This window comes from Allobosea sp. 117 (genome assembly GCF_000702305.1).
Taxonomy (GTDB): domain Bacteria; phylum Pseudomonadota; class Alphaproteobacteria; order Rhizobiales; family Xanthobacteraceae; genus Ancylobacter.
This window is the reverse complement of sequence record NZ_JNLC01000010.1, coordinates 213,056-233,929: the sequence shown is the minus strand read 5'-3', so window position 1 is coordinate 233,929 and position 20,874 is coordinate 213,056. Positions and strand designations below refer to the sequence as shown.

Below are 20,874 nucleotides of genomic sequence, written 5' to 3'. Positions count from 1 at the left end.
GTCCGTTCAGAGCCGGATCTCGCCGGCATAGCCGCGCAGCCGGTTCAGCGCCGCATTGGCGGTGCTCTCCAGCTCCTCGATGACGAACAGCGGCAGGCCGTCGGCATCCAGCACCGCGACATCGGCGGCGACCTGATGCTCGGGCAGGTCCGGCTGCAGGGCGAACAGCATCCGCCGGGGGGCGCCGGCGCCGCTGAAGCGACGCACCCGGCCGAAGCGGTTCGGCAAAGCGGCGGCATCGCGGGCGACGCAGGACCACACCCAGGCGAGCTGGGCGGCGGTGTCGACGAGGGCCGGGTCGAACAGCCATTGCGCGCCCGGCGCGGCACCTGCGACGAAATCGGCCGGCGCGCTGCCGCGGATGTCGGCGAGGATGCCGCTGCCGTCGAGCCCGGCCAGCACCGTCATCGCCTGGAAGCAGGGGCCGTGGAACAAGAGGTCGCGGTAGGCCTCGCGGGCGCCGATCGCAGCGGTCGCAGGCGTCAGCGACCAGCCGAGCGGCTCGGCGGCGGGCAGGGCGTCGGCGATCTTGAGCGCGACGCGGTAATGCGGGCGGCCGTTCGGCGAGCGCAGCTCGACGGAAGCCTGGAACCCGGCGGCGTCGCCATGCTCGCTGCCGAGCACGTGGATCTCGAGGTCGCGCGCCGCGTCGTCCTCGAATTTCAGCCCGGAGAGCAGGCGCAGCTCGGAAACCTCGGCGACCTGCCAGCCCGGCCAGGTGGCGGCCGCGGCCTCGGCGGCGATCTCCAGCGCCACGGCGGCGGGCAGCACCGGCACGCCGTCGATGCGGTGCTGGTCGAGATAGAGATCATGCGCGACAGAGAGGGTGCGGCGGAACAGCCGGCCACCGCGCTCGCCGGCGCCCATGCTTGCCCCGGCCAGCAAAGCCAGATGCGCCAACGGGCCGGCGAGGTCGATCGGGGCGCTGGTAAAGTTTTTTGACTTCGTTGCATCGGCTGTTGCAACCGGCGTTGCAGGCGCGACCTGCTGCCGGGCGACCTGCTGCCGGGCCATATCCTGCTCGTGGCGCTCCCACGGCCCCTCGCCGATGACGATCTCGACGTCGCCCAGCGGACCTTTCAGGATCTCGGCGGCGCAGGCGAGCGCGCCGCCTTCCGGCGGCACCAGCCCGACGCCCTTCGCCTCGAACTTGCGGCGGGTCTCCTCGGAGACCATGCCCGGTCCGTGCCGGGTGCCGAGCCAGGGGCCCCAGTTCAGCACGGCGAGCTTCACCGAGGCCGGCCACAGCGCGCGGAGCTGGGCGGCGAGGCGGTTCAGTAATTCATTGGCGGCGGCGTAGTCGCTCTGGCCGGAATTGCCGTAGCGGCCGGCGACCGAGCCGAACAGCACGAAGAAGCGCAGCTTGTCCGGATCGAGCGCGGCGGCCAGCGCGAGGGCGCTCAGCGCCTTGGTCTCGACCACGCGGTTCCAGCTCGCCGGATCCTTGTCGACGATCAGCTTGTCCTCGATGACGCCGGCGCCGTGCAGCACGCCGTCGAGCCGGCCGAACTCCTTGAGGAGGCCCGAGACCAGATCGCCGGCGGCCTTCGGATCGCTGACGTCGCAGATGCGGTAGGAGACCTTGGCGCCGGCGGCGGTCAGGTCCGAAAGGTTGGCGCGGATCTCGCGGTCGCGCAGCAGCGCCTGCACCTCGCGCTCCAGCTCGGCGGGCCTGGGCAGGGTGCCCGCCGCACGGGCGCGGGCGATCAAGACGCCGCGCAGCTCGGCCGGGGTCTTCGCGCCCGCAAAGGCGGCGTCCTCCGGGCCGGGCAGCGGCGTGCGGCCGACCAGCACCAGTGTCACGCCGGGCTTCGCCAGCGGGCGCAGCGTCTCGGCGGTGATGCCGCGCGCCCCGCCAGTGGCGAGGATGACGGCCCCGTCCTCGATCGGGCGAAGCGACGGGCCGGACAGCTCGACCGCCTCGGTGCGGAACACGGTGCGGCGGCCGGCCGGATAGCCGACCTCGCGGCGTCCGGCATTGGCGGCGAGCTCGCCGAACAGCAGCGTGGCGTTCACTTCAGTTGCCAGCGCCGGATCGAGGTCGACCGCCTTCACCATGGCGGCGGGCCATTCCTCCTGCGCCGACTTGGCGAGGCCGGGACCGCCGCCCTGCAGCGCGATTCCGAGAGTTGCGGTGCCTTGGGAAGCGCCGCGCCCGAAAGCGCCGCCAAGGCCGGAGACGATCAGCACCCGGCCGCCGTCGGAAAGCTCGGCGCCGAAGCGCTTCAGCAGGCGGTGCGGCAGCGCCTCGTTGCGGGCGATCTCATCGCGCCAGCGGGCCAGCGCCTCGCCGGCCGGCAATACCGGGCTGGCAAGCGGAGCGAGATGGACAAGGCCGCGCACCGGCTTGCCCTCCGGCACCGGCGCATCGGCGCCGGCGGCGGGGTCGATGAGGGCCGGCTCGCCGCCAGCCGCCGCAATGCGCGCGGCAAGCACTTCGGCGAGGCCGGTGCCGTCCTTCGTTATCAGATAGAGGCCGGCCGGCAGATCAGCCGGCACGGCCCCGAGTTCTTCAGCATGCGCCTTGACGACGAACCGGGGCGGACGGGCGCTTGCCACATTGGTGGCGCTGGTGTCCGTCCCGGCACGATCAAAAGGGCGCGGCGCGCTCCCCTCGGCGCCCGATGCCGGCGCGCCATTGGCAAGGACCGCGCCTTCGAGGCACTCGATCATCCCGCTCAGCGTCTTGCAGGCGTTGAGCTTCTCGCCGAGGCCGTCGGTCGAGGCGACGGCGCCGGCCGGCAGCGTCTTCACCAGCGCGCCGACGATCTCGACCCGCTTGATCGAGTCGATGCCGAGATCGGCTTCGAGCTTCTGGTCGAGGCCGAGCATGTCGCGGGGATAGCCGGTGCGCTCCTCCACCATGCCGAGCAGCATGTCGAGCAGCGCCTCGCGGCCGAGCGTGGGAACGGCTGCAGCCGGCGCGGGAGCGGGAGCCGGGGCCGGGGCGGCGGTCACGGCGTGGCCGTTGCCGTTGCCCTTGGCGGCGACCGGTGCCGGTACCGGCGCGGGCGGCGCCACCACCGAGGCCGGCACGGTGATCGGCGCCGAGCCGTTTACTTCGGGCCGGGCGGGCGCCGGCGCCGGACGCGCGAGCGGGCGCGGCAGCGGCGCCGGGGCGCGGGCCGGCACCAGCACCGGGGCGGGGCGCGCGGCGCGGGCCTGCGCCGGGGCTCCGGCACCGAGATAGGCCAGCAGCACGCTTTCCTGCGTCTGCAGGAAGCGCTGCATGGTGATCTGGAATTCGCTCATCACGTCGCCGTTCGCCGGCACCTCGTGATAGCCCTCTCCTGGAGGTGTATCGGCGTCGCTCACGGTCCTTCGTCCTCCCGTATCCATCTTGCGGGGTCCCATGGTTGGCCGCCGCGCGTCGCCATTCACGGCGGCCTGCGGCGGTGAGGCGGGCGCCGGCATGAGTGCCGACGGCTCGTACAGGACGGCGGGGGCGGCGGCGCGGGCAGCGACGTCCTCGACCGTCAGAGGCTTGGCGAGGGGCTGGCCGACCCGGCGGACGCCGGAGCCGTTCAGCCACCACATGTGCTTGCCCGGTTCGGGCGCGCGGGCGGCGGGCGCCAGCGTCTTCGCGTCGAGCCGGCGGGCATCGCGCCCTTCCCAGAGGCGGGCGAGATCGAGGGCGGCGCCCTCGGCGATCAGGCCGCCGAGCGCCATCAGCAGGCCCTGCAGGCCGCCGGCCTCGTCGTCGGTCGCGATGGCCCGGTGCGGGCGGCCGTCGAGGATCTGGCGCACCATGGTGGCGTGCACGCCCTTCGGTCCGACGGTGAGGAAGACGCGCGCGCCTTCCGCATACATCGCCTCGACCTCGGCGACGAACTCGACGCTGCGCACAAGCTGCTCGGCCAGCACGCCTTTAGCTGCCGCAACATCGTCCGGATATTGCCCGGCGGTGGAATTGGCGAAGACCGGCAGGCCGGGCGCGGCGAAGGGCACGGTTTCGAGGAAGGCCGCCAGCCCGTCGCGCGCCGGGGCGACGATGGGCGAGTGGAAGGCGGCGCCGACCGCGATCGGCTGGTTCTTTATGCCGGCCTCGTCGAGCTTCGCATGCGCCGCCGCGATCGCCTCGCGGGTGCCGGAGAGGATGGTCTGCTGCGGCGCGTTGTGGTTGGCGACCACGAGATCGGCAATGCCGGCGACCGCCGCCTCGGTGCGCCCGCGCTCGTCGCGCACCGCCAGCATGGTACCGAGATCGCCGCCGGCGGCGGCCTCGACCATGCAGCGCCCGCGCGCGGCCGACGCCTTCAGGAGGCCGTCGAGATCGAAGGCGCCGGCGGCGTGGAGCGCCACCAACTCGCCATAGGAATGGCCGGCGGCCATGTCGGGCCTCACGCCGAAGCCCTGCAGGACGCGCAGCAGGCCGGCCTCCACCGCGCCGAGCGCCGGCTGGGCGATGTCGGTGCGGGTCAGCTCCTTCAGCGCGGCCGCCTGAGCCGCCTCGTCATAGGCGCCGGCCGGGAAGATGGCGCGGGTGATGCGGCCGGCCGGAACGCCCGCCGCGCCCATCTCGGCGGCGAGCAGCGTGTCGGCATGGCCGAGAACGTCGCGCATCTCCGGGAAGATCATCGCGGTCTGGCGCAGCATGCCGGGATATTGCGAGCCCTGGCCGGGGAAGACGAAGGCGAGCTTGCCCCCGCCGGCCAGCAGCGGCTCGGGCGAGAAGGCGGCGCCGGGCGGCAGCGCGCCGGCGCCTTCCACATGCGCGGCCAATGCGGCGACGCGCTCGGCCACCTGATCGGCGCGCGAGACCACCAGCGTCGCGGCGATGCCCTGCGCCGGCGCGCTCTCGGCCAGCGTGAAGGCGAGGTCGCGCAGCTCGGGCGCGTCGCCTGCCGCGAGCTTCTCGGCGGTGGCGCGGATGGCGCCCGCGAGTGCCGCGCGGTCGGCGCCGCGCCAGACGAGCAGCTCGTGCGGCCAGCGCTGCTGCGCGGCCTCCTGCGGCGCCTCGTCATAGGCTTCCAGCGTCAGGTGGAAATTGGTGCCGCCGAAGCCGAAGGCGCTCACCGAAGCGCGGCGCGGGGTCTCTCCTTGAGTGACCCACGGCTCGGGCTCGCTGAGCAGATAGAGCGGCGAGTTCGGGTCGGTGAACTTGGCGTTCGGCGTTTTCACCCGGCCATGCGGCGGCAGCACGCCGTAATGGGTGGCGAGCGTCGCCTTGATGAGGCCGGCGACGCCGGCGCACGCCTTGGTGTGGCCGATCAGCGTCTTCACCGAGCCGATGGCGCTCTGGCGCGGGCCGCCGCCTGCCTCGCCGAGCAGCCGGGTGACGGTCTCGAGCTCGGCGGCGTCGCCGGCCACCGTGCCGGTGCCGTGCGCCTCGAACAGGCCGACGGTGGCGGGCGAATAGCCGGCCATCTCATAGGCGCGGCGCATGGCGCGGATCTGGCCGTCCGGGTGCGGGGCGGTCATTGAGCGGGCATGGCCGTCGCTCGACCCGCCGGCGCCCTTGAGCACCGCATAGACGCGGTCGCCGTCGCGCTCGGCATCGGCAAGGCGCTTCAGCGCCACCATGGCGATGCCCTCGGAGATGACGATGCCGTCCGCTGAGGTATCGAAGGTCGAGCAGCGCCCGCGCGGGGAGAGCGCCTGCGTCTTGGAGAAGCAGAGATAGCCGAACGGCCCCTGCACGGTGTCGACGCCGCCGGCCAGCACGAGGTCGGAGCGGCCGGTCTCCAGCTCCAGCACCGCCTGATAGACGGCGGCGAGCGACGAAGCGCAGGCGGCGTCCACGGTGAAGTTGACGCCGCCCATGTCGAAGCGGTTCGCCGCGCGGCCGGCGGCGACGTTGAGCAGGATGCCGGCGAAGGTGTCCTCGGTCCAGCTCGGCAGGCGCGCGGCCGCGTCGCCGTCGAGCTCGCCGAGGAAGCGCGGCATCTCCGAGCGCACCGCATATTGAGCGCCGACGTCGCCGGCGCCGCCCGAGGCGCCGAGGATCAGCGAGACGCGCTCGCGCGAGGCGTCGATGCCCTCAAGTCCCGCGTCGTTCAGGCAGGCGCGCACCACCTCCAGCGTCATGAGCTGGAGCGGGTCGAGCGAGGTGATCGCCTTGGGCGGGATGCCGTAGCGCATCGGATCGAACAGGACGTCGTCGAGGAAGCCGCCCCAGCGCGAATAGATCTTGTCCGGCGCGCTGCGATCCTCGTCGAAATAGAGCCGCCAATCCCAGCGGTGCGGCGGAATCTCGGTGATGGCGTCGACGCGCTCGAGGATGTTCTCCCAGTAGTCGCGCACGCTCCCCGCCTTGGGGAACACGCCGCCGAGGCCGATGATGGCGATGTCGACCGGCTTCGGCTTCGCCCGCTCGGTGACCGAGGCGCGCACCGGCGCGCCTTCCAGCAGCGCGTGGGCGCCCTCGCTGACCGCGTGATGGATGTCGGCGACCGACACCACCTCGTCGCGCAGCGTCGCCACCTGCCCGATCATGAACATGCCGTCGCGCTTCTGGCGCGCCGCCGGCACCTTCTTCAGCGTGCCCTCCGGCCCGACGCGCTCGGTGCCCTTGGAGGCGACGCGCAGGCGGCCGAGGGTGAAGGATTCCAGCTCCTCGCGGATCTCGTCCGGCGAGCGGCCTTCCGCCTCCATCTCGCGGCGGCGGGCGAAGAAATGCTCGGCGAAGGGGCTGAGCGTGGCGCGGCTGGCATGGCCGGGGCCGGTCTCCAGCGTCACCGTCTTCTCGCAGGAGAGCGCTTCCTCCTGGAAGCCCTTCATGATGGCGCCGCTGTCGACGATCTCGCGGGTGAAGAGGTACGCCGAGCCCATCAGCACGCCGACCTTGACGCCGAGCGCCACCAGCGGCGCGGCGAGCGCCGAGATGATGGCGGAGGAACGCGCATCGTGGATGCCGCCGGCGAACAGCACATGGATGCGGGAGGCGACCTCGGGATCGCGCACATGGGCGAGCAGGGTCGAGACCATCACGTCCCACAGCACGAGGCTGGAGAGCGGGCCGACATGGCCGCCGCATTCGCGGCCCTCGAAGACGAAGCGCTTCGCGCCCTGATCGAGGAACATGGTGAGCAGGCGCGGCGAGGGCACGTGGAGATAGGTCGCCACCCCCTCGGCTTCGAGCTCCTGCGCCTGATCGGGGCGGCCGCCGGCGATCAGCGCGAAGCGCGGCGCGTGCCTGCGGGCCACCGCCATCTGGCCGGCGATCAGCTCGGCCGGCGCGAAGCCGAGCAGGCCGACGCCCCACGGCTTGCCGTGCAGCCGCTCGGCGGTCTCGGCGAGCAGCTTCTCGACCTGCTCGGGCCGCATCAGCGCGAGCGCCAGCATGGGCAGGCCGCCCGCCTCGCCGACCGCCTGCGCGAAGCCGGCGACGTCGCTGACGCGGGTCATCGGCCCCTGCACGATCGGATATTTCGTGCCGTGCGAGACGGCGACGCCCTGCTCGGGGCCGAAGGGATTGAGCTTCGCCGCCAGTGCGGGGCGGCTGGCCGCCTCGGCGAGGATCGCCTGGGCGAGCCGGCCGACGGTGCCGTAGCTCTTCGCGAAGGGCTCGGCGAAGGCGACGCCCTGCCCGATCGGCATCACGTCCTTCTGCGGGTCGGCCCAGCCGAAGGCGGCGTCGAGGACCGGCTCCATCTCCGTGGAGGTCTGGCCGGCGAGCGTCTTGCGGAGCTGGCGCAGGTGCCGGAAGCCCGGCTTCTCGAAGACGCGCCAGCGGATTTCGTCCGGGCCGATCAGCGCGGTCTCGAGGCCGGTCAGGCCGGCGAGCGCCGCGCGTGCGGCCGGACCGAGCGGGGATTCCTTCAGCAGCAGGAGCTGGTCGTCGAGCACCACGCCGGCAGCGCCGGCGGCCATCACCGCGGCGGCACCGTGCAGGCCGACGCCGCCGCGCACATGCACGGGGGCGGCCTGCCGGGCGAGCGCCTTCTGAAGCAGGATGAAGCCGGTCTCCTCGCCGACGCGTCCGCCCGCCTCATGGCCCTTCACCACGAGGCCCGCATGGCCTTCGAGCGTCGCCAGCCGGTCGTCCCAGACGATGACCTCGACCAGCGTTTGCACGCCGAGCGCCGCGAGCCGCGCGATCGCCGAGGGATCGGCCAGCACCGCATCCGCGTCGAGAATCACCCAGCGCAGGCCGCCCGGCGCCTGCGCCTCGATCAGCGCCAGCGCGGGGGCGTCGAGAGCGGGTATCTTCAGGCCGAAATCGCCGCGTACCCTGGCCGCCAGCGCCTCGACGGCGGCGACCGGCAACGGGCCGATCTCGCCATTCACCACGCCGAGAAATCCGGCGCGGCTGGCGGCGAGTGCGATGGAGGGGTCCGGCAGGCCGGCCGGCGTGAGGGCAATGATCTGGACGCTCAGTTCCATGATCGCTCCGTTCCCTGATCCTCTGCCCCGCCCCGTGCCATCATGGTTCCGTCATTTCTTGTTGGCCGCGTCGGCACGGCGCCGCGCGGCGATACGCTCGGCCGCGCCGGTGCGCGGCTCGGCCCTGTTCACCTGCGCTGCCGGCTCCGGCGCCGGCAGCTCCTCCGACGGCCATTCGCCGGTACCGGCGTTCGGCTCGTCCTCCGACGATTTGCCGCCCGACGATTTGCCGTCGAGCTCCGCCAGACGCCCTTCCAGACGGCTGACGAGCTGTTCCAGCCGCTCGATCGCGGCGGCGCTCTCGGCCGGGCTCATCGCCGTGTTCACGGCCCCCGCCGCCTCGCCGCGCTCGTCCAGCCGGCGCTGGATGAGGCGCGCCAGCGGCCGCTCGCCCGCCTCGCCGCCCTCCTCCGCCGCGCGGCGCTCCAGGATGCGCCGGAGCACCTCGCCGCGCTTGCCGCCGGCACCGTCGGCCTTGCCGCCCTCGCCGCGCTCCTTCAGGAGCTCGCGCAGGAAGGCGCCGCGCCGGCCGCCGCCCGCGTTCCCGGCGCCGTCGAGGCCGCGACGGATGCCGCCCGCCGGCTGCGCTGCGCCAGGCCCTTCCAGCCGGCGCCGCTTCAGCTCGGCGAGCTTCGCCAGCAGCCTCTCGTCGCTTTCGCTCATCGCGCGCCTGCCCCCGTTCCTACCCTGCTCACGCCACCCGTCAGGACGGGCGCAGCCCTTCCACGAAGGGAACCTCGAACACCTTCTCGTGCATCACCGGCCCATGGCCGAAATAGCCGCCCTCGCCAAAGGCCTCGCCGTGATCGGCCATGACGACGAAATAGGTGTCCGGCGGCGCCTTATCGATCAGTGTGCCGAACACCTCGTCCACATAGTCGACGCAGCGGATCTGCTGCTCGTGCAGCTCGCGCAGCGCGTCGGAATCGAAGAACTCGTCCTCCTTGGCGATGCGCCCGCCGCCGTCGCCGCTGGCCGCGAGCTGCTTCACCGCGCCGTGCACGCCGGAGATGTGCGGCATCTTAGAGCCGTCGAGCATGTAGGGGTAATGCGTCTCGCCGAGGTTGAGGAAATAGAAGTACGGCTTGTCGCCGGTGAACTCGATCTCCTTCACCATGCCGGCGAAGTCGTTGTGGTTCGACATCAGCTTGTAGTCGGCGAAGAACTTGTTGAGCAGGGTGAAGCCGTTCAGCACCGGCATCGAGACCTTGGCCCGGCAGATATAGCCGTGGTCGCTCAGCACCTTCGCCAGCGAGAGCTGGGGAATGAACTTGTTGAAGCCGAGATCCGGGATGTCGAGCCGGTCGACCCAGCTCGAGAAGTCCTTCTTGTAGACCTCGGAGGCATAGACGTGCTGCGGCGAGCGGTGCGGCACCAGTCCCATCAGATAGGAATAGTGCGACGGCGCGGTCCACGAGGCGTAGGACCAGCGCTGCTCGACCTCGCCGAGGCGGCGGAAGTTCTTCGCCTTGGCGCGGATGAAGCTGTCATAGCGACAGCTATCGAGGATCATGACGACGAGATTGCGGGGCATGAGAAAACCGTTCAGTTGCCGCGGGAGCCGGCCAGCGCGGCGCGGCGGCGGAAGCCGGGGCGGTTGCCCCGAAAGAGACCTTGACGATCGGCGCTGGCGGAATCGTCCTCGACAGGCAGTTTGATCTTGGCGAAGCAGGCCTCGAATTGCCTCGCCACGGTCGCGTCGCCGTCGGTGCTGTCGATCAGCGCGGCGAGCTCCGGGTGCTGCTCCTGCAGCTCGGGATTGTTGAACACCGCCGCGCGATATTCCTCGACGGCGTGCGAGTAGCGGTCCGTCGAGAGATAGAGGTCGCCGAGCCGCTGGTGGATCAGCGCGGGCTGGCGGCCTCGACGGCTGAGATCGCCGAGCAGCTTCAGCGCCTCGTCCTTGCGGCCGAGCGCGACCAGGCAGTCGGCCGCCCGCACCCCGGCGGCGGTGAGCTGGGGCTTGAGCCGCCGCGCCTCCTCGAAGGCCGCGAGCGCGCCCACCTGATCCTTGAGCGCGAGGCGCACGCCGCCGAGCGCATAATGCAGGCTGGCGGTTCCGGGCGAGACGTCGCAGGCCTCCTCCAGGAGCGCCTGCGCGATGTCGTGCTTCTCCTCGCGCGTGAAGAGGCGGCTCAGCTTGTAGAGCGCGAGCCAGCTATCCGGCTTGATGTCGATGAGGCGCTCGAGCTCGTCGCGCGCCTCGTCATACCTACCCTGCTTCTCGTAGAGCTCGGCCAGCATCATGCGCACCGGCGCCTGCTGCGGATTGAAGGCGAGGGATTCGCGCAGCCGCTGCTCGGCCTGGTCGTATTCCTCGCGCTCCATATGGATGCGGCTGATGCGCAGATGGCCGATGGCGAGGGAAGGATCGAGCTGGCTCGCCTCCTCATATTCCTCCAGCGCGCGGTCGGTGTCGCCGAGCCGGCTGCGGGCCTCGGCACTGAACAGGAGCGCCATCTTGTGCTCGGGGTCGATGTCGAGCGCGGCCTGGAAATAGTCGAGCGCCGCCTTGAAGTCCTCTTCGAGGAAGGCGGTGCGGCCGAGGCCGACATAGACCCAGACATTGTCGGGCTGCTTCTCGGCGAGCGCGGAGAACAGGCTCTTGGCCGTCTCCACGTCACCCGCCTTCAGCGCGGCGATGGCTTCCTGAAGCCCGCCACCGCGTGCGCCGGCGCGCGCTCCGCCGCGCGCTCCGCCTCGACCAGATGCCACACCCACGACGCCACCTTGCGTTCGATACGAAATGCCTGGGCAATCCGCGTCACGGCTCGGCCTCGCCGCCGCACGTCCAACAATACTTGTTAAGTAAAAGAATTGTCAGCGCCGCACCTGAACCCGGACCGCCCTCCGGGAGTGCTTACCCTTAAAGCATTTCATGAAACGCTTCAAGCAGCCCGAGCACTCGTCCTTTCACGACCAAAAAGATAGACATTGCGCCTTACCAGAGATCAAATATTCCATTTATGAACGTCAATTCATCATAGAGAGAAACTTAATCATCATTTTATTTTCGCGCATCAACTATAGCCATGATGATAGTTCGAAATTCAATCGAATAGATGCCGCACTGCACTCGGCAACCGGGCGGCCACAGATCGCCGCGCGATGGAATCCCGAGGACAAAATTCGCCCCCGCAGGTCAAATGTCGCCGCGCATCACATGACATCTGCTTAGCCGGCAGCGGCTTGTCGCCTGATCAGGCGACAGGCCAGCAATGATATTTGTTTATATTATGCGATTTTGTAATGACACTGCACGTTTCGATATTAATAATATATCATTTTGATGCACGAAAAATATCGAGAACTTCGATCGGCGACTTGCTCCGGCGGAACGCCGTACCGCCCTGCGCAGCACCCAAATTGCTGCGGCGCGTTATTCTCGCCGCATCGCCGGCGCATGTTCCCGCGTGTACTCCCAAGATTTTCGAGCAGGGGGTGTGCGCGGGCCGGCCCGCGTCTGGCGCGCAAATTGCCAGCAACCCGCCCGACGCGCTATATTCAACCTTGCGTCAAACAACGGTCGCTATCGGACCGTAGGGCGGATGCGGGCGACCGGACATTGCCCCGCGCGCGGCTTTAGCGGGGCCGGGCGCCGGCGGGCGGCGATACCGGTTGCGATCCTCGGCGATGGCGATGCGGGACAGGGAGCGAGGCGTGGCGTCGGACAGCAAGGGTGCGCAGGCTGCGCCGGGGGGCGCGCCTTCGGCCACGCCAGAGACCGCCTCGCAACGCCCGAGCCTGCGTTCCGATCTCACCATCGAGCACGAGCCGGCGGACGGTTCCGTGCGGATCACCGATCCGGCGACCGGCCGGCAATATAATTTCTCGGCCGAGGAGCATTTCCTCTGCATGGCGACCGACGGCGTCACCAGCGTCGCGGCGATGCGCGAGGCTTTCAAGGCCCGCTTCGGCAAGGACATCGACACGGCGGCGATCTATGCCCTGCACCGGCGCCTGCGCGTGGCGGGCCTCCTGACCCGCGCCGAGGCCGGCCGGCCCGCGCCCGCGCAGGGCCCGGCGGCGGTCTCCGCACCTCCGGCAGCCGATGCGGACGACGCTCCCGGCCGGCGGGAGGCGCTGCGCGCGCGTCTCGCCGACGAGAAGACGGCGGCCGAGAAGGCCCCCCCGCCGAGCGGCCAGCGGATCGTGCCGCGCGTGCTGCCGAAGCGCGCGACGCCCGGCGCCGCGACGCCGCATGCGGCAGCCGGCGAAACGCCTGTCGCCGCTCCGCTGCAAGCCGGCTCATCTCCGCCTCCCGAGACCACGGCGCCGGCCGCCGGAATGCCGCCGGGCGGCACGACCGATCCCGGCATCGATCTCGCCGACATCGAGGATGTGATCGTCGGGCCGGAGGCCGCCGCCCGCATGGCCGCTCAGCCAGCGCGGGCGCCGCTGCCGCTCGGCCAGCCGGGCCGCCCGCCGGCGCCTCGCGTCATCCCGAACCTTGCCGGCCACGCGGCCGCGGCCGAACGGCTCGCGGCCCGCAAGACGGCCGCCGAGGCGCACCGCGCCGCTCCGCCCGCCGGCGCGGGCGAGCCAGGCGCCAATGCCGAGCCGGCACCCGACACGACGCCCGCCGATAAGGGCGCCCCCTCCGAGTCGACGGAGCCCTCCACAGCGTCCGCAGCGCGGACGCCGGGGCCGGACGACCGCGACGCCGAGGCGATGTTCGCCGGGCTCGACCTCGCGCAGCCGGCCGAAAACACCGGTAGCCAGCCCGCCAGGGCGGACGAGACCTCGCGTGCGCCGGTCCGCGTAACGCCCCCGACGGCGCGGCCCGGTGCCGGCAAGCCCGATGTCGGCCGGATGGGCGCCCGCGCCCGACGCCGCGCCGAGGAGGAGGCCGCGCCGCGGCCCGCCGGCCCCGCCGCGGCCGCCAGGACGTTCGACACCGACGCCTTCTTCACCGAGCCGGGCGAGGACGACACGCCGGCCGGCCCCGGCGCCCGCTTCGGCCGTGCCGGACGCGGCGGTGGCGCAGGCCCCGGAATGGCAGGCCCCGGAATGGCCGGCGCCGGAGCGGGGTTCGGCGGCGGCGGATTCGGCGGTGGCGGGGGCATGGGCGGTGGGGGCATGGGCGGTGGGGGCATGGGCGGCCGCGGGCAGGCTCTGCTCGCCGCATTGGCGGAGCGGGCGCGCGACCGCGAGCACCATCACCCGAACGACCGCGTCAGCTTCTTCAACCCGAACGGGCTGTTCTGGGCGACCAGCATCCTGTTCTGGCCGATGCGCTATCTGGGCTGGCTGCTCTGGCCGCTGGTCGCCTTCGCCTGCCTCATCGTGTTCCAGCGCTGGAGCGACTTCGCGCACGACGTGCTGGTGTCGACCTTCGAATGGTCGACCATCGCGGTCGGCCTCATCAGCCTGCTGGTGGTCAGCTTCCTCGCGCGGGTGGCGCAGGGCACGGCGATCCGCAGCCATGGCGGGCAGGTCCGGCAGTTCGGCATCGTCATCGAGATGGGCGTGCTGCCGCGCTTCTTCGTCGACCGCACCGACATTCCCAAGCTCACCCGCAACGGCCAGCTCCACGCCTATGCGGCGCCGCTGCTCGCCCGGCTGTGGCTGTGGGCCGGCGGCATCTTCATCTGGGCGACGCAGCGCGGCACCGGCACGCAGCTCGCCGACTACTCGCTGGTGGTCTCGCACGCCGCGCTGGTCGAGTTCATCTTCGTCGCCTTTCCGCTGCTGCCGACCGACGGCATGAACTGGCTGTCGGTCTGGTTCAACGATCCGAACCTGAAGCAGAAGGCGATCGGCAGCGCCATGGCCTGGTTCCAGGGTCGCCCCCGCCCCTTCATGGTGCGCCCGGAGGAAGAGCGCGGGCTGATCCTGTTCGGCGTCGGCACGCTGATCTGGAGCGTCACCTTCGTCGCCGGCTTCGTCACCTATCTCGGCATCATCCTGCAGAAGAGCCTCGGCGGCGCCGGCGTCTTCATCTTCCTCGGGCTGATCGTGCTGGCGCTGTTGTGGGTCTATGGCGTGGTGACCGCCGCCAAGAAGAACGCACCGGGAGCGGCGCTGGCCTTCGCGCTGGAGAGCGTCGGCTCGGCCGGGGCGCCGGCCGCCGCGCGCGGGCGGCTCGGCAAGGCGGACGCCGAGGACAAGCTCGCCAAGCCGCGCGCCAGCATCGCTGCCTGGGGGCGCGTGATCTGGGCCTTCGTGCTGGTCTTCCTGCTCGGCGTCGCCTTCCTGCCCTATAATTACGAGACCTCCGGCCTGTTCGAGATCCTGCCCAACACGCGCAACCAGGAGACCGCGCAGACCGACGGCGCGATCGCGAAGATCCTGGTGCGCGAGGGCGACTGGGTGGAGGCCGGCCAGTTGCTCGGCCAGCTCACCTCCTTCGATCAGGAGCACGACGTCGCGGTGACGGCGGCGCGGCTCGCCGAGGCGAAGGCCAAGCTCGCCAAGCTGAAGGACGGCGCCAAGCCCGAGGAGATCACCGTCGCCGAGAAGCGGGTGGAGGCGTCGCGGGCGAGCGTCGCCTTCTCCAAGGCGGAGATGGAGCGCGAGCAGCAGCTTCTGAAGACCGGCACCTCCTCGCAGGCACGCTACGACCGCGCCAAGACCGCCTATGACAGCGACATCGCCCAGCTTGAGGTCTCGGTCGCCAATCTCGAATTGGTCAAGAGCTCGGCGACGCAGAACGAGATCGACGCCATGCAGGCGGATGTCGACCGCCTCGCGGCGGAGCTGAAATACCGCGAGGACCAGCTTGAGCGCACCCGCATCCGCGCCTCCGAGGCCGGGCGGGTGATCACGCCCAACCTCCATCTGCTGGTCGGCAAATGGCTGCGCTCCGGCCAGGCGCTGCTGGAGACGGAAAACGCCAAGTCGGTCGACGCCGAGATCGCCGTGCCGGAATCCGACATCGCGCTGGTGTCTCCGGGCGACAAGGTGCGCATCAAGGCCTGGGGCTACAGCGACCGCGAGATTCCCGGCACGGTCACCTCGATCGCGCCGGCCGCCGAGGAGCGCAGCTACGGCATGATCGTGCGCACCAAGGCGACCATCCAGAACGAGGACGGCGCGCTGAAATCCTCGATGACCGGCTACGCCAAGGTCGACGGCGCACCGATGATGACCTGGGAGGCCTTCCTGCGCTGGCTGGTGCGCTTCTTCCAGGTCGAGGTCTGGTCGTGGATTCCATAGGGCCTGTTTGGAAACGAGCAGAAGGTGCCGTGGTGCATCCTTCGAGGCCCGGCTGTGCCGGGCACCTCAGGATGACGAACTTGCGAAAAGCGGTAGACCAACTGCGTCATGCTGAGGTGCGCGCCCGCAGGGCGAGCCTCGAAGCACGCACAGCCTCACCGCCGGGGATTTCCAAACGGGCTCTTAGAGCGTTTTCGAGCGCAGTGGAGACCGGTTCGCGTGAAGAAAACGCGACAAAACAAGAATCTGGCCCGCTGCCCGCATGCCTGAGGAGACGTTCCGCGTGACCCATCCCGAAAGCCCGATGCCACCCCGCCCGCCGCGCCGGCGCTGGCGGCGCTTCGCGCTCGGCCTCGCGCTGCTCGCCGGGCTGTTCGCCGGCCTCGCGGCATGGCGCGACCGCGCGGCGGCGGACGGGCTGGAGCACGGCACGCTCAATTTCGGCGGCGCGGCGCGCAGCTATTATCTCTATCGCCCGGCCAGGCTGCCGGCCGGCACGCCGGCGCCCGCCGTCATCGTGCTGCATGGCGGGCTCGGTAATGGCGAGCGCGTCGCCAAGCAGTCGCGCATCACCGACTATGCCGACAGGCTCGGCTTCGTCGCCGTGCTGCCGGAGGCGGCCGGCACGCAATGGAATGACGGGCGCGAGACGACGGCGGGCAATGCCGACGATGTCGGCTTCATCTCGGCGCTGATCGACAGCCTTGTGAAGAAGGGCACCGTCGACCCGGCGCGGGTGTTCGCCATCGGCGTGTCGAACGGCGGCATGATGGCGCAGCGCCTCGCCTGCGACACCGGGCGCCTGGCCGCGGTGGCGGCGATCGTCGCCAACATGCCCTCGGCGCTGATGCGCCGGTGCAGCCCGGCCCGACCGGTGCCGATCGTGTTCTTCCTCAGCACCGCCGATCCGATCATGCCGTTCAACGGCGGCGACGTGACGACCTTCGCCGGACGCGGCGCCGGCGGCGCCGTCGCCTCGGCCGGGCAGACGGTGGATTTCTGGGCCCGCGCCAACCAGTGCGGGCCGGAACGCTCGAGCCGATTGCCAGACCGCGTCGACGACGGTACGCATGTCGTGCAGCACGACTTCTCCCAGTGCCGCGCCGGCGCCGAGGTGCGCTTCTTCGAGGTGATCGGCGGCGGCCACAACTGGCCCGGCCTCGGCCGCAGCACGCCCTTCACCGGCACGGCGACGCAGGATGTCGACGGCACGCAGGCGTCGCTCGATTTCTTCCGCGCGCACGGTCTATAGGGGCATCATGTCGATATCGCAGACGTCGCAGAATCCGGACGCCGCTCCGCTGGCGCCCGAGCCCGCCCCGGCCGGCCCGCCGATCTTCACAGTGGCGCTGCCGGGCAGCCATTCGCCGGCGGCGGCGGCGATGATCGGGCGCCACCCGGAATGCTTCGGCGCGCCGGAGCTGAACCTCTTCGTCGCTGACACGCTGGAGGACATCTCGCTCTATCTGCGCTTCATGGAGACGCAGTATCACGGCATGCAGCGCATGCTGGCGCATCTGCATGCCGGCGAGCAGACCATCGACACCATCGACATGGCCCGCCGCTGGATGATCCGCCACATGATGTGGAGCACGCCGCGGCTGTTCGAGGAGCTGCGCCGCATGGTGGCGCCGCTGCGGCTTCTCGACCCCAGCCGCTCCTACTCGCTGTTCCCGGAAAGCCTGAAGCGCATCCGCGACAACTATCCGGACGCGATGTTCGTCCGCTTCGTGCGGGACGGCGAGGAAGAGACCCTCGCCCGCAAGCTGGAAGCGCCGGACATGGAGGAGGTGCGCGCGGCGCGGGACGGGCTGCTGGCCTTTCTCGGCGAGCTGCCGGCGGACCGGCTCGTCACCGTCCGGGTCGAGCGGCTCATCGCCGCGCCGGCGGAGGAGCTGCCGGCGGTGTGCCGCGCGCTCGGGCTGTCGGACGACGCCGCGGGAGTCGAGCGCATGCTGCATCCCGAACGCTCGCCCTTCGCGGGCATCGGCCCGGTCGGCGCCTATCTCGGCAACGACGCCGACTTCCTGCGCCATCCGACGCTCGAGGCCGCGCAGGCACGCGCGCTTGCCGCCCATGAGGCCGGACCGGGCTGACAACCTTCGCACGTCGGCGGTGGACGCCGCCGATCGCGTGAGGACGCCTCATCGTCTTGAGATCGCTGCAATCGGTTGATTCCGTGGCATCTTTCGAGGGAGGCGCGCGGTGGCGGGATCGCTGTTTTGCCTGTCGGACGAGCGTGGGCTGGAATCGAGCCGCAAGCGGCGCATCCGTCATGACGAGAGGCGCTACCGCGACCGCTGGCTGATCGAAGCCATGTTCTGCCGCCTCAAGGACTTCCGCCGATGGCGGTTCAAGGATTCCAGGCGAGCGATCGAAACCGCGCGACGGCGGCTTTCAAAACCCACCACATCTGGCAACATGGCGACAATGACGGCTTACCTCCGCGCGGCTTCCCGCGATGACCTCAGATCCGTCCAGGAGATCGTCCGGGCGGCCTACTCCCATTACATCGCCCGAATTGGTCGCGAGCCCGGTCCAATGCTCGACGACTACGCTGCACTGATCAGCGAGGGCCGCGTGCAGGTAGCTGAGCGCGACGGGGTGGTGCAGGGGTTCCTCGTGCTCGTTCCGCAGGACGACGCCATGCTGCTCGACAACGTGGCCGTCTCACCCGAAGCGCAAGGCTCGGGTCTGGGCCGCATGATGTTGGAGTTCGCCGAGCGAGCCGCGGTCGCGGCCGGCTACCATGCAATCAAGCTCTACACGAACGAGGCGATGACAGAGAACGTGGCGCTCTACGCGCGCATTGGCTACCAGGAGACGCATCGGGCCGAGGAGAAAGGCCTGCGGCGCATCTACATGCGCAAGACCTTACCGCGGGTCTGATCCCCGTGTTGAAAGAAGCATACCGAACCCTTCTTGACCGCTCGCGCGCTCAAGCTGATTGAGTCTGGACCCTAGTCGCCCGAGGCGACCTCGGCGGCGGGCTGCGGCTCGGATGGCTGTACAGGCACCGGCTCCTCGCCGGCCTCGCGCCTGGCGAGCAGGTCCTGAAGCACCTCGATCTCCTCCTTCAGCACGGTCGCCAGCGCCTCGATGGTGGTGACGCGGTGCTTCAGGTCGGCGAGGCGCGCGGCGATCTCGTCGCGGCTGCTCGACACGTCGAGCATGGTCTCGCGCAGGTCGATGTTCAGCGGATTGTGCAGAAAGTCGCGCAGGCTGAGCAGTTGCTGGATCTGCTGGGTCTGGCCCTTGTCGGGGCCGCCTTCGCGGGTGACGTCTCGCAGGTTCTCGAACGCCACCGGCGCCGCGGTGCGCTGGCCGGAGCGCACGCGCGAGGGCGCGGCGAGCGGCTCGTCCTCGGCGGGCGGAACCGTCAGGGGCGCCGGCGCCGCCGCGGAGGGCTCATCGAGGGACACGCCGGACGCGATCCCGGGGGTGGGCGAAGCGGGGGCTTTCTTTCGGGTGGTCACGACGGTCAACGGTCCGGATCTAGGGCTTGGGAGCGAGCGCGCACGCCGCCCGCAGGTCGGCATATCGCGGCGCGAAAGCACGATATCAGTGCAGCTTAGCCTAGCGCGCCAGACGTGCACAGGCTTTCCAATACAGCGCCCGCATGGTAATGTCTCGCAGTTGCGAAAAAGCCGCGCGGCCACCGTCGCGGGCACAATCATAAACTCCAGGGAGGGCGTCCGCCTTTCGCAGCGGCGGAGAGTACAACTCTATGAAAGTATTGATGCTCGGGCTCGACGGAGCCACCTTCACGCTGCTGGACCCGTTGGTTCGCAGCGGCGTAATGCCCTATCTCGGCAGCGTCATCGAAAACGGCGTGCGCGCGAACCTGATGTCGACGCGCAACCCGCTGACGCCGCCGGCATGGACCTCCATGACCACCGGCCGGCGCCCCGAGGCGCACGGCATCTACGACTTCCTCCGCCCCGTCACCATGAAGGACGGCGGCGTGTTCCTGAAGGTCAACGACTTCCGCGACAACCATTGCGAGCCGCTGTGGTCGATCGTCAATCGCGGCGGCAAGCGTGCGACCAGCCTCAATTTCTACGGCATGTCGCCGCCGCCGCAGATCGACGGCTACATCATCTCCGGCTTCGTGCCCTGGCGCCATCTCAAGCACGGCACGCACCCGAAGAGCCTGTTCGACGACGTGCGCGCGATGCCGGAATTCGACTATCGCGACCTCGGCATGGACATCTCGGAAGAGAAGAAGTGCGTGCAGGGCCTGCATGACGGCGAGCATGTCGACTGGATCGAGCTGCAGGACCGCCGCGACACCGCCTGGGCGCAGCTCACCGCGCATCTCCTGACCACCGACCCGACCGAGCTCACCGCCGTGGTGCTGGACGGGCCGGACAAGGTGCAGCACCTGTTCTGGCGCTTCGTCGACCCCGAGCTGATGAAGGGCGACGACGACACCTGGTACCACCAGATCCGCGCGGTGTGCCTCGACTATTATCGCGGGCTCGACCGCAACATCCAGAAGATGATGGAGGCCGCCGGCCCCGACACCGACGTGATCCTGTGCTCGGATCACGGCTTCGGGCCGACCACCGAGATCTTCTACGTGAATGAATGGCTGGCGCGCGCCGGCTATCTCACCTGGTCGAACGCGGCGGAGGACGATTCGGTCGGCCAGCTCACCGCCGACAAGATCAAGGATCATCTCGGCATGATCCAATGGCAGGCCACCAAGGCGTTCTGCCCCACCCCGTCGAGCAACGCCATCTACATCAAGAAGGATCTCGGCTCCGGCAACGGCGTGAAGGAGGACGAGTATCTCGACTTCGTGCTGAAGCTGCAGCGCGAGCTCCTGGAGCTGCGCGACCCCGCCAATGGCGAGAAGATCGTGCTCGGCGCCGATCTCAACAAGCTGCGCGGCACCAGCTTCGTCGAGCCCTGCCCGGACATCACGCTGCGGCTGCGCGACGGCGGCTTCGTCTCGATCCTCAAATCGAGCGAGATCGTCACCCAGCGTCCCGAGCCCGACGGCACGCACCGCCCGGCCGGAATCTTCATCGGCCACGGCCCGAGCTTCCGCAAGGGCGGGTCGATCGAGGCGCTGAACCTGCTCGACGTTGCGCCGCTGATCCTCACCCTTCTCGACCTGCCGGTGCCGAGCGATTTCGAGGGGCGCCTGCCCACCGAGGCGCTCGCCGACAAGCGCGAGGCGGTCACCGGCGGCGCCACCCAGTCGCATCACGTGGCTGAAGAGGACCGCGACGAGCCGAGCGAGGAGGAGCGCGAGGCGCTGATGAAGCAGCTCAAGATCCTCGGCTACATGGACTAGCATCGCCTCCCGACGGCCGGCCGCGGACCACAGGGATCGCGGCCGGACGAAACAGCGTCATCAATCCGGGCGCCGGGCCTGCCGGA

The 20,874-nt window shown here is 70.3% G+C and carries 11 protein-coding genes and 1 pseudogene; 6 read left to right on the top strand and 6 right to left on the bottom strand.

The features are described 5' to 3' along the window. Nucleotides 1-6: 6 nt before the first annotated feature. Genes U742_RS0103115 through U742_RS23105 form a run of 5 tightly spaced genes read right to left on the bottom strand, consistent with a single transcriptional unit; the run spans nucleotide 7 to nucleotide 11,093 of the window. A complete protein-coding gene (locus U742_RS0103115) occupies nucleotides 7-8,325 on the bottom strand; it encodes a type I polyketide synthase (protein WP_029349950.1) in 8,319 nt (2,772 codons plus the stop codon). 51 nt (nucleotides 8,326-8,376) lie between these two features. Further along, nucleotides 8,377-8,988: a hypothetical protein gene (locus U742_RS0103110; protein WP_029349948.1), complete on the bottom strand. Its 612-nt coding sequence runs from the start codon at nucleotides 8,986-8,988 to the stop codon at nucleotides 8,377-8,379. A 40-nt stretch (nucleotides 8,989-9,028) separates the two neighbouring features. Next, on the bottom strand, nucleotides 9,029-9,859 hold the full coding sequence (locus tag U742_RS0103105) for a sulfatase-like hydrolase/transferase (RefSeq protein WP_029349946.1): 831 nt from the start codon (nucleotides 9,857-9,859) through the stop codon (nucleotides 9,029-9,031). Nucleotides 9,860-9,870: 11 nt separating this feature from the next. Further along, nucleotides 9,871-10,944 (bottom strand): tetratricopeptide repeat protein, encoded by a 1,074-nt coding sequence (locus tag U742_RS0103100; RefSeq protein ID WP_029349944.1) that lies wholly within the window; start codon nucleotides 10,942-10,944, stop codon nucleotides 9,871-9,873. 11 nt (nucleotides 10,945-10,955) lie between these two features. Next, the gene (locus U742_RS23105; protein ID WP_156034116.1) at nucleotides 10,956-11,093 is read right to left on the bottom strand and encodes a hypothetical protein; all 138 of its coding nucleotides are present in this window, start codon (nucleotides 11,091-11,093) and stop codon (nucleotides 10,956-10,958) included. An 892-nt stretch (nucleotides 11,094-11,985) separates the two neighbouring features. On the opposite strand from U742_RS23105, the gene U742_RS0103095 reads away from it, so the two are divergent. From U742_RS0103095 to U742_RS0103080, 5 genes and pseudogenes are all read left to right on the top strand, one after another. Then, a complete protein-coding gene (locus tag U742_RS0103095; RefSeq protein ID WP_029349942.1) occupies nucleotides 11,986-15,483 on the top strand; it encodes an HlyD family efflux transporter periplasmic adaptor subunit in 3,498 nt (1,165 codons plus the stop codon). Nucleotides 15,484-15,766: 283 nt separating this feature from the next. After that, nucleotides 15,767-16,735, top strand: coding sequence for a CE1 family esterase (locus tag U742_RS0103090; RefSeq protein WP_197028157.1), 969 nt, complete (start codon nucleotides 15,767-15,769; stop codon nucleotides 16,733-16,735). A gap of 7 nt (nucleotides 16,736-16,742) precedes the next feature. Then, complete coding sequence (locus U742_RS0103085) at nucleotides 16,743-17,579, top strand: sulfotransferase family protein (RefSeq protein ID WP_029349937.1); 837 nt, start codon at nucleotides 16,743-16,745, stop codon at nucleotides 17,577-17,579. 160 nt (nucleotides 17,580-17,739) lie between these two features. Further along, nucleotides 17,740-17,829: pseudogene (locus U742_RS23100) on the top strand (IS5/IS1182 family transposase); the annotation flags it as partial. A gap of 75 nt (nucleotides 17,830-17,904) precedes the next feature. After that, nucleotides 17,905-18,372: a GNAT family N-acetyltransferase gene (locus U742_RS0103080; protein WP_348981010.1), complete on the top strand. Its 468-nt coding sequence runs from the start codon at nucleotides 17,905-17,907 to the stop codon at nucleotides 18,370-18,372. A gap of 71 nt (nucleotides 18,373-18,443) precedes the next feature. Here the strand turns inward: U742_RS0103080 and U742_RS0103075 are convergent, their stop codons facing one another. Then, on the bottom strand, nucleotides 18,444-18,905 hold the full coding sequence (locus U742_RS0103075; protein ID WP_029349932.1) for a hypothetical protein: 462 nt from the start codon (nucleotides 18,903-18,905) through the stop codon (nucleotides 18,444-18,446). Between the two features lie 305 nt (nucleotides 18,906-19,210). Here U742_RS0103075 and U742_RS0103070 point away from each other — a divergent pair, with 305 nt between their 5' ends. Next, complete coding sequence (locus tag U742_RS0103070) at nucleotides 19,211-20,788, top strand: alkaline phosphatase family protein (protein WP_029349930.1); 1,578 nt, start codon at nucleotides 19,211-19,213, stop codon at nucleotides 20,786-20,788. Nucleotides 20,789-20,874: the final 86 nt, after the last annotated feature.